We start from the raw sequence: 13,816 nt of genomic DNA, 5'->3' as shown, positions 1-13,816 counted from the left end.
AAAGCCTTATCGCTGTTCGCTTGAAGACGCCTGCAGGGCATTGCGCAGGCGCTGCTTGTCGATCTTGCCGACCGCGGTGAGGGGAAGCTGCTCCAGGAACTGGAAGCGATCCGGCAGCTTGAATTCGGCCACGCCCTGGGCGCGCAGGTATTTACGCAAGGCCGCCGGCTTGAGGGCGCTGTCGCTGGCCACCACACAGGCGCAGCTCTTCTCGCCCATGAGCTCATCCGGCATGGCGACCACCGCCGCATGGGTGATGCCGGGATGCTGAAGCAGCAGGTTTTCCACCTCGGCCGCGGCGATCTTCTCTCCGCCCCGGTTGATCTGGTCTTTCACGCGACCAACCACGCGCAGGTAGCCTTGGGCGTCTTGCTCGACCAGGTCTCCGGAGTAATAAAAGCCTTCGGCGTCGAATACCTGGGCATTGTGCTCCGGGCTCTGGTAATAACCCCTGAAGGTGTAGGGGCCTCGCGTCGCCAACATGCCGGGCTGTCCCTGGGGCACAGGCTGGCCGTCTACATCCATTACACGGATCTCATCGTCCGGGCTCATCGGGCAGCCCTGGGTGGTGAAGATGCGCTCCGGCTCGTCGTCCAGGCGGGTGTAGTTCACCAGACCCTCGGCCATGCCGAACACTTGCTGCAACTGGCAGCCCAACTCAGCGGGAACCCGGCGGGCCAAGGCCTCGGCGAAGTTGGCCCCGCCCACCTGTATCACTTTGAGCGAAGACAGGCGCGCGCGATGACTGGGGGCTTCCTTGAGCCACAGGGCAACCGCGGGCGGTACCAGGGGCACCCAGTTGACCTGATGCCGCTCGATCAGGGCGAAACAGTTCAGAGGCTCAGGGTCCCGGGCCATGATCACGGTACCGCCGGCCACGAACACGCCCAGCACCCCAGGCGAACTCATGGTGTAGTTGTGTCCCGCTGGCAGCGCGCAGAGGAAGCGGGTTTCCGGGCTCAGCTGGCAGATCTCTACGCTACGGCGGACGCTGTAGTAATAGTCGTTGTGCGTGCGTGGAATCAGCTTGGGTGTACCCGTGCTACCGCCTGATAGCTGGAAGAACGCTACCTGGTCCGCCGAGGTTGGCGTTGGCGTATAGCCTTCAGCGGGCGCGGCGAGGCAATCGGCCAGACGCAGGCAACTGGCCGGCAGCTGCGCGCCTTCGCTGGCTTCCAGCATAACGGCATGCAGGCTCGGCGCCACGTCCCGGAGCTCGTTGAGGAAGTCGCCGTTGGCGAACAGCGAGTGCTGGGTCGAGCCAATGACCAGCCGCGGCTGGATTTGCCTGGCATAGGCAAGCAGTTCCAGACGTTGATGGCTGAACAGGGCGTTGACCGGGGCGACACCCAGCTTGAGCAACGCCAGGTAGGTGATGAAGAACTCGGCCTGGTTCGGCAGTTGCACCAGGGCGGTGTCATGGGTACGCAGCCCCTGCTGATGAAGGGCCGCGGCCAGACTGTCTGACAGGGTATCGAGCTGGGCGTAGCTGAAGCTGCGCTCCCCGCACAGAATGGCCGGTGCCTCGGGCCGCTGACGCATCTGCTCTTGCAGAATATGGGTCATGGGCAGGTCGAGCCAGTAACCCTTGGCCCGATAACGCGCGGCCAGCTCGGCCGGCCAGGCGCTGAAAGCGATGCTCATACCTGGCCCTCCGCCAACCCGCAGGCCGCCAGCATGGTACCCAGTTTGGCCTGAGTTTCGGCCCATTCCGCCGCCGGGTCGGACGCCTCGACGATACCTGCCCCCGCGAACAGACGCAGCCGATCCCCAACCACGGTGCCGCAGCGGATGGTCACCACCCATTCGCCATTGCCCGCCGCGTCGCACCAGCCCACCATGCCGGTGAACAGCCCGCGCTCGAAGGGCTCGACCAGATTGATCAGCTTGCGCGCCAAATCCGTTGGAGCGCCGCAAACCGCCGGGGTGGGGTGCAGCTTGCAGGCCAATTGCAAGGAGGAATGCCGAGGGTCGCGCAGCTCGCCTTCCAGCGCAGTGGACAGGTGCCACATGGCCGCGGTACTCAGCAGCGAAGGCTGCTCCGGGATATGCAACTGTGTGCAATGGGGGGTCAGGACACGGCGAATATCCTCGACTACCAGGCGGTGCTCGTAGTGGTCCTTCTCCGAGTTCAGCAAGGCGTCGGCCACGCTCCGGTCTTCCTGGGCATCGACGCGGCGTTTAGCCGAACCGGCCAAGGGATTGCTGTACAGGCGGTTGCCGCGCTTGCGCACCAGCAGCTCCGGGCTCACCCCGATCAACTCGCCCTCTCCAGGCAAGGGAATGCGGAAGTGGTAACCCTGGGCATTCTGTTGCGCCAGGCGCGCCAGGATATTTTCCACCTGCACGGGCCCGTCCAGCTGAACCTCAAGCATGCGTGAGAGCACTGCCTTGCGAATGGTACTGCTACGGAAGTTGGCGATCGCCTGGCTGACAGCCGCCTTGAAGCCCGCTTCGTCCGGCACGCTGCGCTGGCTCAGTACGGTGGGCGCCGAGCCCGCCGCGCCTGGCTGCGGGCGAGCAGGTTCGCCTTCCACCCAACGGTATCTGGCAGGCACGTACAAACAGGATGGCTCGGTGGTGTCGAAGGGGATGGCCCCCATCAGCACGGGCTGCTCGATGCCGGCGGCTCGCGCCCTTTCGAAGGCCTGCTCTACCGCGGCCATCAGGGCTTGACCCTCGGATGTGGCCGCCGGCGTGGTGATGGAACTGAAAACCCCCTCCCCTCGAAGGCACCGGGTACCTGAGCGGAAAAGAAATTCGGCGGTATCGGCTGTAGGGACGGCCATCCCGGACCCGCTGTCCAGCGCAAGGCTAGTCACAGAAGCTGCGGTCATATTTTTTCACCAAAAGCGTAACGAGAATTGTTATCAAACTATTTCAGGGTAGGTAGCCGACTATCCTATGTCAATGCTGGCATCCCCCTGCCAGTGTTTTTATCAATAGGTAACCGTCTGAATACGAAGGCTTAAAAGCCTGAAAAAACGTCCGGGTTGCGAACTCACTGTAGGCCGCCGAAAATGCGAGTCTTTCTCGTCTCCCTCGGAGTCACTTATGTCGTCTCGCCCCCTGCTCGGCTTTCACCGCCTCGCCCAATGCCTGGCACTAGCATTCACCCTGGGCCTTGCCCTAGTGGCCCAGGCCGATGAAGGCTGGCCACGTACCCTGCCTAGCCGCATGGGCGAAGTGACTTTGGATAAGCCGCCGCAGCGCATCGTTTCCACCAGCGTTACCCTTACCGGTTCGCTGCTGGCCTTGGACGCGCCAGTCATCGCCAGTGGCGCCACGGCACCGAACAACCGCTTCGCCGATGGCCAAGGGTTCTTCCGGCAATGGGGCGAGGTGGCCGCGCAGCGTCAGGTAAAACGGCTATACATTGGAGAGGCCAACGCCGAAGCCGTGGCGGCCGAAGCGCCAGACCTGATCATTGTCAGCGCTTCGGGCGCCGACTCCGCCGCCGCCCTGTACAGCCAGTTCTCGTCCATTGCCCCTACGCTGGTGGTGGACTACGACGACCAGAGCTGGCAAGACGTGATGCGCCTGCTGGGCCGCGCTTCGGGCCATGAAGCTCAAGCCGAGGCGCGCATCGATGAATTTTCCCAGCGGGTCACTGCGCTCAAGGGGCGGTTGCAACTGCCTCCGCAGCCTATAACCGCATTCGTGTACAACGCCTCCGCTCGCCAGGCCAACCTGTGGACTGGCGAGTCCGCCCAGGGCCGCTTGCTGACTTCCCTGGGCTTCGAACTCGCAACGCCGCCGTCGGACCTTCCCACCTTCGTCAGTCAGGGCAAACGCAAGGACATCGTGCAGGTGGGCGGCGAGCACCTGGCGGCGGGGCTGAACGGGCAGAGCTGGCTGATGTTCGCCGCCGAAGCCAGCGACGCGGACGCGCTCAAGGGCAATACCTTGCTGGCCCACCTGCCAGCGGTGAAGTCACAGCAGCTGTACGCCCTTGGTAACGATACCTTCCGGCTGGACTACTACAGCGCGGGGCATTTGCTGGATCGCCTCGAAGCGGCCTTTGTCCACTGAGCGACTTCCGGCCCGTCTCAAGGGGCTGTCGCCGGCCCAAGCCGCCGCAGCCCGGTCAGGCCCAACGCAATCATCAACCCCGCCAGGACGGCGGCAATGCCGAAGCCGGTAGCCGCGGCGGCGGGGCTGACCCAGGCGCCAAGCCCACCTAGCAAGGCCGCGCCCACGGCGTCGCCACAGATGTTCTGGGCGGTCCATAGGCCATTGACTCGCCCGAGCAAGGCATCCGGTGTCTGCGCCTGGATGATCGCGTATTGCAACAGGGCGTTGATCGCGCTGAGGTAGCCGAACGCGGCCAGGCAGAGCCAGGCCAGGCTGAACCCGGGCGCCAGGCCGAACAGCAGAATGCAGGCGAAGGCGCCCATGGCCGTGAACAGCATCAGTTGCCCCGGCTTGGCGTGCGCGCCCACCCGTCCGCTGGTCAGGGTGCCAAGCGCCGCGCCGAAAGGGGTCGCGGCGAAGAGCAGGCCAAGCTGGCCCCCTTGCAGATGCCAATCAGAGGCCAGCGCCGGATACAGCACACGCACGGCGCTGGCCATGGTCACCAAGGCCCCGACCAGGGCCACCGCGCCCACCACCTTGTTGGTGAACAGAAATCTGAAGCCTGTGGCCAGCGCGCGCAGCGGATGTTCCCGTTGCGCCTGGGGCGCCGGCAAGGCCGGCAGCCGCAGCAGCAAGAGCACAGTCAGCAGCGTCCCGAAAGCCGTCGCCAGGTAATTCCAGAGCACGCCGCCTTGCGCGATCAACAGGCCACCTAGCAAGGGCGAGGCTACAGTGCCCAGGCGTACGGTGAGCTGGCTGATCGCCCCGGCGCGCACCATGTTTTCCCGCCCGACCAATGCCGGCGTAGCCGCCAGCAAGGCGGTCACGCCAATGGCACCGAAAAAGCCATCCCAGCAGCCCAGCACGTAGATGGCCAAGAGCGAGGGCGTGGGTAGCGCTGCATTGAGCGCCAGGCCGAGGAAACCGAGCCCGCAGGTCGAGCGTGCCAGCAGAATCAGCCGCCGCCGCTCGAAGCGGTCAGCCAGCACCCCGCCGAATACCAGCCCAACGAACATCCCTATGCCGGTAAGGGTTACGCATAGGCCTACCTGAGCGGGCGAGCCGGTCATGGCCTGCACCTGTACCGCCACGGCCATGGCCAGCAGGCCCAGGGAAAGGATGGAAATCAGCCGGGCAATGAATACGGCACGAAAGGCGGGATGGGTTCTGAGCAGGCTCAGGTCGATCAACAATGAAGGTTTACTCATGCTCACCACGGCGGGAAAGGTTTCTACATCGGAGTCGCCGGGCATGGTAGCATCCGATACTCAGTGGCATTGGACAATGCTTCGTATTACCGCAGATACATGCAGCCGCTCGAGTAACCGCTCCCCATGCGTTTTGCCTTTACCCTCCTTGGGCTGGGCCTTGCCTTGTCGTTGGCCATTGCGCTCAGCCTTCAGGTCGGCGCCAGCTACGTTCCCTTGGCCGAGGTCGCCCATGCCCTGGCCGGCCAGTGCGCCACCCCTGTCTGCACCCTGGTCACCGATGCACGCCTGCCGCGAACCCTGGCCGGCCTGGTGGCAGGCATCGCCCTGGGCACCGCTGGAGTGCTGATGCAAACCCTGACGCGCAACCCGCTGGCTGATCCTGGGGTGCTCGGGGTCAATGCCGGCGCCAGCTTCGCCATCACTGTCGGCATCGCCTTCTTCTCCGCCCAGAGTCCCTTTGCCTATCTGGCCTGGGCCTGTGCCGGGGCCTTGGCCGCCGCGCTGCTGGTTACGCTCACGGGCATGGTCAGTGGGCGCCGCTTCAGCCCGGTACGCCTGCTGTTGGTCGGGGTAGCCCTGGGCGCCGCGCTGGAAGGCCTCGGCTCCGGTATTTCACTGCTGCACCCGCTGGTGTACGACCACGTTCGCTACTGGCAGGCAGGCTCCCTGGATATTCGTGACTTCGCCCTGCTGCACTGGGCGGCGCCCGCCATCATCGGCGGCGTGCTGCTTGCCCTGGGCCTGGCTCGCTCGCTGGACAGCCTGGGACTGGGCGATGACCTGGCCGCGGCCCTCGGAACCGGTGTGCTGCGTACACAGGTACTGGGGTTGCTCTGCATCACCGTGCTATGTGGCGCTACCACGGCGCTGGTGGGGCCGGTCGCCTTCGTTGGGCTGATGGTGCCGCACATGGCGCGGCGCGTCGCCGGCCCGGCTCATGGCCGTGCGCTGCCGGCCGTGTTGCTGATCACACCCTTGTTGCTCCTGCTGGCGGACACCCTTGGCCGAGTGCTCACCGCCACGGAGTTGCGGGTATCCATTGTCACCGCCTTGCTGGGGGCCCCCATGCTGGTGCTGCTGGCGCGGCGCAGCCGCCTGGTAGCGCTATGAGCGGCGTTGCCAGCGGCAGCGGGCTGCGCCCACGCGTCCTGGGCTGCGCCCTGGGCCTGGCCGTGGCCTGCGTTTGTCTGGGGTTCCATGCCTTGGGCAAAGGCACCCTGGCGCTCGCGCCCGAGCAGCTTCTCGATGCCCTGCTCGGACGTGGGCCGAACGCCATGCGCCTGGTCGTGATGGAGTGGCGCCTGCCTCGGGTCGTGGCAGCCCTGTGCCTGGGCGCGGCCCTGGGGGTAAGCGGGGCCATTTTCCAATCATTGCTGCGCAACCCGCTGGGGAGCCCGGACATTCTTGGCTTCAACCTCGGAGCCTATACCGGCGTACTGGTGCTGGTGGTGCTTTTCAAAGGCAGCGTACTGGCCAGCACCGGCGCCGCCATGCTCGGCGGCCTGCTTACCGCCGGGCTGGTCTACCGCCTGGCCTGGAACGGCAGCCTGAGCGCGTTGCGCCTGATCGTCATCGGCCTGGGAGTACGTGCGTTTCTGCTGGCCGTGAACAACTGGCTGGTCACCAATACCACCCTGGACACGGCAGTCTCGGCGGGCTTGTGGAATGCCGGCTCGCTCAATGGAGTGACCTGGGCCAAGGCCGCGCCAGCGCTGGCGATCATCGGGCTGGCGCTGATCGCCGCCTTGCTGTTGAGCCGGCGCATGCGCCTGCTCGAAATGGGCGATGACCTGGCCTGTGCCCTGGGCGTACCCGTGGAGCGCTCGCGGCTGTGGCTGTTGCTGGCAGGTATCGCCTTGGCCGCGGCGGCGACCGCGGTGGCAGGGCCCATTGCCTTCGTGGCCCTGGCCGCGCCTCAGATCGCCCGTCGCCTTAGCGGCGGCCAAGCCCTGGCGTTGCCCATGGCCGCGCTGAGCGGAGCGTTTCTGCTGCTAAGCGCGGACTTCACCGCACAACACCTGCTCAGCCCCTATCAAGTGCCTGTTGGCCTGATCACTGTGAGTGTGGGCGGGCTGTACCTGATCGCTCTGCTGATTCGCGAGGCTCGTCGATGACCCTACGCCCCCCTGTTGCCAGTCGGCTCAGCGCCACGGACCTGACCCTCGCCTACGATGGCAAGGTGGTGGTGCGTGACCTTTCGGTGGCTATCCCGGAAGGCGAGCTGACCGTGATCATCGGCCCGAACGCCTGTGGCAAGTCGACCCTGCTGCGCAGCCTTAGCCGTCTGCTGCAGCCGGCGGGCGGGCAGGTGTGGCTAGACGGTCAGGCGATTCATGCCTACCCCACCAAGGAAGTGGCGCGGCGCCTGAGCCTGCTACCGCAAAGCGCCAGCGCCCCAGGGGATATTACCGTCAAGGACCTGGTCGCCCGGGGCCGCTATCCTCATCAAGGCCTGCTCAGCCGCTGGCGGGCCGAGGACGAACGCGCCGTGCAAAAGGCCATGGCGGCCACCGGCGTCGACGGCCTCTGGGCCGAGCCTGTGGATACCTTGTCTGGCGGCCAGCGTCAGCGGGTATGGATCGCCATGGTACTGGCCCAGCAAACCCCACTGGTATTGATGGACGAACCCACCACCTGGCTGGACATCACCCATCAGATCGAACTGCTCGAGCTGCTCGAACACCTGAACCAGGACCACGGCCATACCCTGGCGGTGGTCTTGCACGACCTCAACCAGGCCTGCCGCTACGCCACCCACCTGATCGCCATGCGCGACGGCAAGATCGTCGCCGGCGGGCGTCCCAAGGACATCGTCACGGTGGAGCTGATCCAGCAGGTGTACGATCTGCCCTGCACCATCATCGAAGATCCGGTTGCCCATACCCCGCTGATCATTCCGTTGGGTAGCCGCCCTGGCCGACGCGCCTGATCCAGCGAACCCTGTAGGCGCCAGCGCTAGCCGGCGAATGGGTGCATAGCCGTGTCACCCATTCACCAGCTAGTGCTGGTTCCCACAGGGTACGCGCCCCGCTTTTACAACGCCTTCAAGGCACGGTTGATCATCGGCCCCACCTGGGCCAGCATCGCTGGCGAGATAATGTCCACGTGGGCGCAATCCAGGCGTTGCACGGCCAGCTTGTCGACGAAGCGGCCCCAGGTCTGGTTCACGTCCATACCCAGGGGCAGGGTCTTCTCCGCCACGTACAAGGTGGCAGTACCCGCGAAGTGAACACTGCGTGCGGTCGCCAGCAGGCGCACGGCGTCGCCGTAGTTGGCCTCGATCTGCTCGAACAACCGGGTTCCGCCTTCGCCCCCCGCTTCGCCCAGCACGCCGCGCTGAGCCGCCAGGAACTGTTCCCGCTCCCGGTTCACTTCCGCCAGCACTTCCGGGTCCAACTGGTGCTGGCCGGCGCGTTCGTCCCAGTTCTGGGTTTCCGGCGGATAGGTATCGAGCAGGCCCAGGAAAGCCACTTCCTCCCCAGCGTCGCGCAGGCGCGCGGCAATACCGTGGGCCAGGGTGCCGCCCAGGGAATACCCCAGGAAGTGATAGGGCCCGTGAGGCTGCACGCTGCGAACCAGGGCCAGGTGAGCTTCGCAGACGTCGTCCAGGTGCTGGCCACGCTGCAAGGGGCCTGGCGACGAGGAATCCTGGCCGCGCGGCGACTGGATGCCCACCAGCGCCCAGTGCGGGTCGATATAGCGCTGCAATACACTGAACTGCCAGGCGAAGCCGGAGGCAGGATGGAAGCAGAACAGGGTCGGCCCCTTGCCCGGGCGCAACGGCAGCAACGCGTCGGTACCGGCGGCCTGGGCCTCGGCTTCGCTGCGCTGGGTTTCGAGCAAGCGCGCCAGGCGTTCGACCGAGGACGCGATCATCACCTGGCCTACGGCCACTGGTCGCTCCAGGGTTCGGCGCAAGGTCGCGGCCAGGGTCATGGCCAGCAACGAATGCCCGCCCAACGCGAAGAAGTCGTCTTCGGCGTGAACGTCATCGCGGCCCAGGATCTGCCCGAAGGCTTCGGCAATGCGCTGTTCCAGGCCAGGCGCCGGGGCGCGGCCGGCGGCCTTGTCCTGCACTTTCGGCAGCGGCAAGGCCTTGCGGTCCAGCTTGCCGGTGGCGCCCAGGGGGAAGGCGTCCAGGGGCACCAAGGCCACCGGCACCATATGAGCCGGCAGGCGGTCCGCAAGGGTGCCGCGCAAGGCCTCCAGGTCCAGCTCGACGCCTGGCTGGGCAATTACATAGCCCACCAGTTGCCGGGCATCGCCACCGTCTGCCGGGGCAGTGTCGCTCAGCACACGGGCATGGGTGACTGCCTGAGCCACACCTGGAAGCGCCAGCAAGGCATGGTCGATCTCGCTGAGCTCGATGCGCTGCCCTCGAATCTTCAACTGGTCATCGCTGCGGCCCAGGTACTCCACTGCGCCGTTGTCCAGCCAGCGGGCCACATCACCGGTACGGTACATACGCTGGCCGTCCGCGTAGGGGTCGGCCACGAACCGGCTGGCCGTCAGTTCCGCTCGCCCCAGGTAACCGTGGGCCAGTTGGACGCCTGTCAGGTACAGGTCGCCCGCTACGCCAGGCGGCACCTGACGCAGGCGACGGTCGAGAATGCGCAGGCCGGTGTTCCAGACCGGGAAGCCGATGGGCACGCTGGCGCCGCTGACCTCGGCCAGGACCGGGCCATGGGCCGGGTACCAGCTGACATCCACCGCCGCCTCGGTCGGACCGTAGAGGTTATGCAGAGCCACGCCGGTACGCCGCTCCCAGCGGCGGCACAGTTCGGTGGGCAGGGCTTCGCCGCTGCAGAACACCTGGCGAAGCGGCCTGCAACGCACCACCGCTTCGGGGTCGTCAAGGGTCGCGACGAAGGCAGCCAGCATCGACGGCACGAAGTGCATGGTGGTGACGCGCTCCTGCTCGATCAGCCGCTGCAAGGCTTCCGGATCCCGGTGCGCCTCCGGCGGGGCCATATGCAGCCGCGCGCCTACCATCAAGGGCCAGAAGAACTCCCATACCGAAACGTCGAAGCTGCTCGGGGTTTTCTGCAACACCACGTCGGCCAGGCCGATGGGGTATTGGTGCTGCATCCACTGCAAGCGGTTGACGATGGCCTGGTGCCCTACCACAACCCCCTTTGGGCGACCGGTGGAGCCGGACGTATAGATGATATAGGCCGCGCTGGCAGGGCTTGGGCCACGGAAGCCGCGGGGCAGTGCCGGGTCGGCCTGTAGCAGGGCGTCATAGCGCAACATCGGGCTGGCGCAGGCGTTGCCCAGGCGCTCGGCCTGGTCCGCCGAGGCCAGCACCAGGCGCGGGCTGGCGTCCTCCAGCATCAGCGCCAGACGCTCATCCGGATAGCCGCTGTCCAGCGGCAGATAGGCCGCCCCTACTTCCAGAATGGCCATCAGGGCCAACGACAGGAACACCGAGCGCGGCATCGCGACGGCAACGGTATCGCCAGGGCGCACACCCTGCTGAACCAGGCGCTGAGCCAAAGCCACTACCTGTTCGCGCACCTGCCGATAATCCAGCTGATGGTCCGCGTCGGACAGCGCTGGCGCCCCTGGAGTGAGTTCGGCCTGCCGGCGCAGCAGGCTGGCCAGCGTGTCTTCACTCAGCAAGCGTGCCGTGTCGTTCACTTTGGTCAGCAGCGCATGGTCCGTGGCGTCCAGCACGTCGACCGCCTGGCAAGGCTGTTGTGGGTCCGCGGCGAACTGCCGGGCCAGCCAGCCGAAGCGCTGGACATGCCGCGCCAAGGCCTGGGGTTCATAGCGCTCGGCGTTGGCCAGTACCTCGAGGGTCAACTGCTGGGCCTGATCCAGATAAAGTGTGATTTCCAGGTCACGCACCGGCCCCGCAGCCAAGGCGTGGGTGGTACCTGGCACACCCGCCAGGTCCAGCTGGAAGTCGAACAGCTTGAGGTTGATCACCGCGCCATACAACGGCTGGGCATCACCGACGCGGCCCAGGTCCCGCTGAATCTGCTCAGCTTCATAACGCTGGCGGCGGCGCAGCGTCCTGAGTTCCTTGGCCACGGTCGCCGCCAGGTCCATGAGGCGGTCTTCGGCCCCGACATGCACTTGCATCGGCAATACGTTGATGACCGCGCCCGCCGCGGTGGCAGCTGCCGAGCCCAGGCGGCGCATGAAAATGAAGCCCGCGGTGAAATCGTCCAGCCCACCCAGGCGCGACAGCCAAAGCCCAACCAGCGCCACGGCCACGTCCGCCGCGCTCAGGCGCTGTGCCTCGGCGGCAGCGATCAGGGGACGCAGCGTATCAGGCGCGACGACGCAGCGTTCGCGCAGCAGTTGGGTCGTAGGTACCTGTCCGCCAAGCGGGGCGGGGGAGAGGCTGACCGCCGGAGGCAGCCGGCTGGCTTTTTCCTGCCAGAAGGCGCGGTCCTGCTGGTATTTGTCCGATGCCTCGTAGGCCTGGTATTCCGCCACCACTCGCTCGAAAGGCGTCCAGGGCGACGGCCCGGGCGCTTCGCCGCGCATCGCGGCACTGTAGCGTTGAGCGATACGTCGGGTAAGGCCAGCGAAGCTGTAGCCGTCCAGCGCCAGGTGGTGGTAACGCTGGTACCAGCACCAACGCTGTTCGCCTGTGCGCAGCAGCACATTGCTCCACTGCAAACCCTTGGCCGTGGCGCGCAGGTCCTGGCGCAAATCCGCCTGCATCCAGGCCAGGGCGGCAGCATGCGGGTCTGGCTGGCCGCGCATGTCCAGAACCACCGCTTCAGGCAAAGGCGCCCGCGGGTCGAAGCGCTGGGTGGGCACGCCGTCGCGTTCCTCGAACACCATGCGCAGAGTATCCACCTCCGACAGCCCCTCAGCGATGGCCTGGCGCAGGACACCCAGGTTCAGCTCACCGTCCAGCTCTACATAATGGGCAACGGCGTAAGCGTTGGAGTGAGGGGTGAGTTGGTCTGCCACCCAGATGCCTGGTTGCGCCGCTACCAGCGGCAGCTCGCGCTCGGCTGCCACGCTTGCGTTGAGTTCGGTCATTGTTCGCTCCCCTCGGCCGCGGTCAGGCTCGTCCAGGCTAGCTCCACCCACTGGCCACATGCCTCCCGGCTGGCGGGGCCATGGACCTGACGCCAGCCAGCCGGAATGACCGCGAAGGCAGGCCACAGGCTATGCTGGCCTTGCCCATTGGCCAGGACGTAGCACAGTTGATCGGGATCATCGAAGGGGTTGAGCTGTTCCACGGGCGTATCCTTTTCAATCCAAAAACGAAAAACGGCTAACGGGCGACATCCGCCCAGAGCGAGGCCAGGCCATCGAGCAGGCCGCCGCGCCAACAGAGAGCATCGTGGCCGCCGTCCACGCGGCGCCAATCGAAAGCCCAACCTCGCTCGGTCAGCAGGTCAACCAGGCGCAGGTTGGCCCGATCGATCAGCGGTTCGCGCTGCCCCGCTTCCAGATAGAGCTTCAGGTCAGTCCCCTGCCCCAGTCCCTGTTCGAGCTGCTGAATCAGCCAGCCATCGCTGGCCGCGTCCGTCGCTTCGCGCCTGGGCCACCAATAGGAGCCGGATTGGCTCAGTACGCAGCCGAAACGCTCTGGCCAATGCAAGCCGGCATAGAGCGCCGAGAGGCCGCCGAAGCTTTGCCCGGCCACTACGGTGGTAGCGGCGGCCTCGCTGAAGCGGGCATGGTGGCGCGCCAAGGGCAGCAGCTCCTGTTGCACGGCGTGCCAGAAATCAGGATTACAGGTAAGTTCGCGAGCGCGATGCTGGCTGTCGATATTGTCGATCAGCAGGTAGACGGCGCCGGGCAGTACGCCTGCCGCCGTCAACTGGGTGATGGCCGGGCCTACCGGTACGGTTTCGGCCCAGAACCTGCCATCGAGCAACAAGGCCAGGGGACGCCGCTCGTCGCTGCCTTCGCCCGTGACGCCCAGCCACACCCGGCGCTTGTTGCCCAGCGTCGGGCTGTCCCACTCCAAGGCCTGCCAGCGGGGAAAGCCTGGGGCGGGCCAGGGCTCACCGCGATCGAAACCTGCCCAGGCGGCTTGTGCCGGGGCCTCGGGCAGCTGCGCCGTGGAAACCTGGATGCCACGTTGCCCCGTCCATCCCCGTGCGCGATTGAGCGGGTCCGGGCGCGCGGCCTGGAAGCGCGCACGCCACCAGGCTCGCAGCGCCTCGCGGCCGCCTTCCGGCCCTGCCGCTTGCTCGCTGGGAATCAGGCTGTAGGTGCCTCGCCAGGTAGCGGGCAGTTCGAGCTGGAAGTACCACAGGTCCGTATCACCCCAGCGCGTCAGGCTACGAGGCCCGCCAGGTTGATGGTGATCAGTGACGCCGGTGATGTTGATCCATACCCGCTGGGTATCGGAGTGTTCGGCGTGCCCTTGAGGGTCTCGCCATAGGAAAGTCAGCAGGCAGTGGCCAGGCCCCGCCGCTTCGATCAGCGGCGTGCCTTCGACGGCCACTGCCTGCCACCAGTGTTCGGTAGCGATGTCGCTACGCTGCAGCCAGGCGCTGCGGGCGGTGTCAGGCATCAGCGCGTTCCAGGTGCGGCCACGGGCCGGGGTG

At 66.2% G+C, this 13,816-nt stretch carries 10 protein-coding genes; 4 read left to right on the top strand and 6 right to left on the bottom strand.

Features of this window, described 5'->3' with window-relative positions:
- Window positions 1–6: 6 nt before the first annotated feature.
- Window positions 7–1,644, bottom strand: coding sequence for a (2,3-dihydroxybenzoyl)adenylate synthase (locus tag BN1188_RS02535; protein WP_040259656.1), 1,638 nt, complete (start codon window positions 1,642–1,644; stop codon window positions 7–9).
- Window positions 1,641–2,837 (bottom strand): isochorismate synthase, encoded by a 1,197-nt coding sequence (locus BN1188_RS02530; RefSeq protein ID WP_052469125.1) that lies wholly within the window; start codon window positions 2,835–2,837, stop codon window positions 1,641–1,643. The genes BN1188_RS02535 and BN1188_RS02530 overlap by 4 nt, the downstream gene beginning before the upstream one ends.
- 217 nt (window positions 2,838–3,054) lie before the next feature.
- Here BN1188_RS02530 and fepB point away from each other — a divergent pair, with 217 nt between their 5' ends.
- Window positions 3,055–4,032 carry a Fe2+-enterobactin ABC transporter substrate-binding protein gene (fepB, locus tag BN1188_RS02525; protein WP_084596135.1) on the top strand — a complete coding sequence of 326 codons (978 nt, stop codon included), beginning with the start codon at window positions 3,055–3,057 and terminating at the stop codon, window positions 4,030–4,032.
- 17 nt (window positions 4,033–4,049) lie between these two features.
- On the opposite strand, the gene entS is transcribed toward fepB, so the two are convergent.
- The gene (gene entS, locus BN1188_RS02520) at window positions 4,050–5,327 is read right to left on the bottom strand and encodes an enterobactin transporter EntS (RefSeq protein WP_232430888.1); all 1,278 of its coding nucleotides are present in this window, start codon (window positions 5,325–5,327) and stop codon (window positions 4,050–4,052) included.
- Window positions 5,328–5,408: 81 nt separating this feature from the next.
- Between entS and BN1188_RS02515 the strand changes: the two genes are divergently transcribed.
- From BN1188_RS02515 to BN1188_RS02505, 3 genes are read left to right on the top strand one after another with little or no spacing between them, the layout of a single operon-like run.
- Complete coding sequence (locus BN1188_RS02515; protein WP_040259652.1) at window positions 5,409–6,395, top strand: iron chelate uptake ABC transporter family permease subunit; 987 nt, start codon at window positions 5,409–5,411, stop codon at window positions 6,393–6,395.
- The gene (gene fepG, locus BN1188_RS02510) at window positions 6,392–7,399 is read left to right on the top strand and encodes an iron-enterobactin ABC transporter permease (RefSeq protein ID WP_052469124.1); all 1,008 of its coding nucleotides are present in this window, start codon (window positions 6,392–6,394) and stop codon (window positions 7,397–7,399) included. Before BN1188_RS02515 ends, fepG begins: the two co-directional genes overlap by 4 nt.
- On the top strand, window positions 7,396–8,214 hold the full coding sequence (locus tag BN1188_RS02505; protein ID WP_040259651.1) for an ATP-binding cassette domain-containing protein: 819 nt from the start codon (window positions 7,396–7,398) through the stop codon (window positions 8,212–8,214). The genes fepG and BN1188_RS02505 overlap by 4 nt, the downstream gene beginning before the upstream one ends.
- A gap of 104 nt (window positions 8,215–8,318) precedes the next feature.
- Here BN1188_RS02505 and BN1188_RS02500 read toward each other — a convergent pair whose 3' ends face one another.
- Genes BN1188_RS02500 through fes form a run of 3 tightly spaced genes read right to left on the bottom strand, consistent with a single transcriptional unit; the run spans window position 8,319 to window position 13,782 of the window.
- Window positions 8,319–12,290 carry an enterobactin synthase subunit F gene (locus BN1188_RS02500; RefSeq protein WP_052469123.1) on the bottom strand — a complete coding sequence of 1,324 codons (3,972 nt, stop codon included), beginning with the start codon at window positions 12,288–12,290 and terminating at the stop codon, window positions 8,319–8,321.
- On the bottom strand, window positions 12,287–12,493 hold the full coding sequence (locus BN1188_RS02495) for an MbtH family protein (RefSeq protein ID WP_040259649.1): 207 nt from the start codon (window positions 12,491–12,493) through the stop codon (window positions 12,287–12,289). The genes BN1188_RS02500 and BN1188_RS02495 overlap by 4 nt, the downstream gene beginning before the upstream one ends.
- 35 nt (window positions 12,494–12,528) lie before the next feature.
- Window positions 12,529–13,782, bottom strand: a complete 1,254-nt coding sequence (gene fes, locus BN1188_RS02490) for an enterochelin esterase (RefSeq protein ID WP_084596134.1) — start codon at window positions 13,780–13,782, stop codon at window positions 12,529–12,531.
- Window positions 13,783–13,816: the final 34 nt, after the last annotated feature.

It is taken from the genome of Pseudomonas massiliensis (genome assembly GCF_000826105.1).
Taxonomy (GTDB): domain Bacteria; phylum Pseudomonadota; class Gammaproteobacteria; order Pseudomonadales; family Pseudomonadaceae; genus Aquipseudomonas; species Aquipseudomonas massiliensis.
This window is presented reverse-complemented; position numbering and strand designations above follow the sequence as displayed.

What these genes read in the sequence shown, in the direction of transcription:
- BN1188_RS02515 (WP_040259652.1), top strand. Translation starts at nt 5,409, where the DNA reads ATGCGTTTTGCCTTTACCCTCCTTGGGCTGGGCCTTGCCTTGTCGTTG.
- BN1188_RS02500 (WP_052469123.1), bottom strand. Translation starts at nt 12,290, where the DNA reads ATGACCGAACTCAACGCAAGCGTGGCAGCCGAGCGCGAGCTGCCGCTG.
- BN1188_RS02530 (WP_052469125.1), bottom strand. Translation starts at nt 2,837, where the DNA reads ATGACCGCAGCTTCTGTGACTAGCCTTGCGCTGGACAGCGGGTCCGGG.
- fes (WP_084596134.1), bottom strand. Translation starts at nt 13,782, where the DNA reads ATGCCTGACACCGCCCGCAGCGCCTGGCTGCAGCGTAGCGACATCGCT.
- BN1188_RS02505 (WP_040259651.1), top strand. Translation starts at nt 7,396, where the DNA reads ATGACCCTACGCCCCCCTGTTGCCAGTCGGCTCAGCGCCACGGACCTG.
- fepG (WP_052469124.1), top strand. Translation starts at nt 6,392, where the DNA reads ATGAGCGGCGTTGCCAGCGGCAGCGGGCTGCGCCCACGCGTCCTGGGC.
- BN1188_RS02535 (WP_040259656.1), bottom strand. Translation starts at nt 1,644, where the DNA reads ATGAGCATCGCTTTCAGCGCCTGGCCGGCCGAGCTGGCCGCGCGTTAT.
- entS (WP_232430888.1), bottom strand. Translation starts at nt 5,327, where the DNA reads ATGCCCGGCGACTCCGATGTAGAAACCTTTCCCGCCGTGGTGAGCATG.
- fepB (WP_084596135.1), top strand. Translation starts at nt 3,055, where the DNA reads ATGTCGTCTCGCCCCCTGCTCGGCTTTCACCGCCTCGCCCAATGCCTG.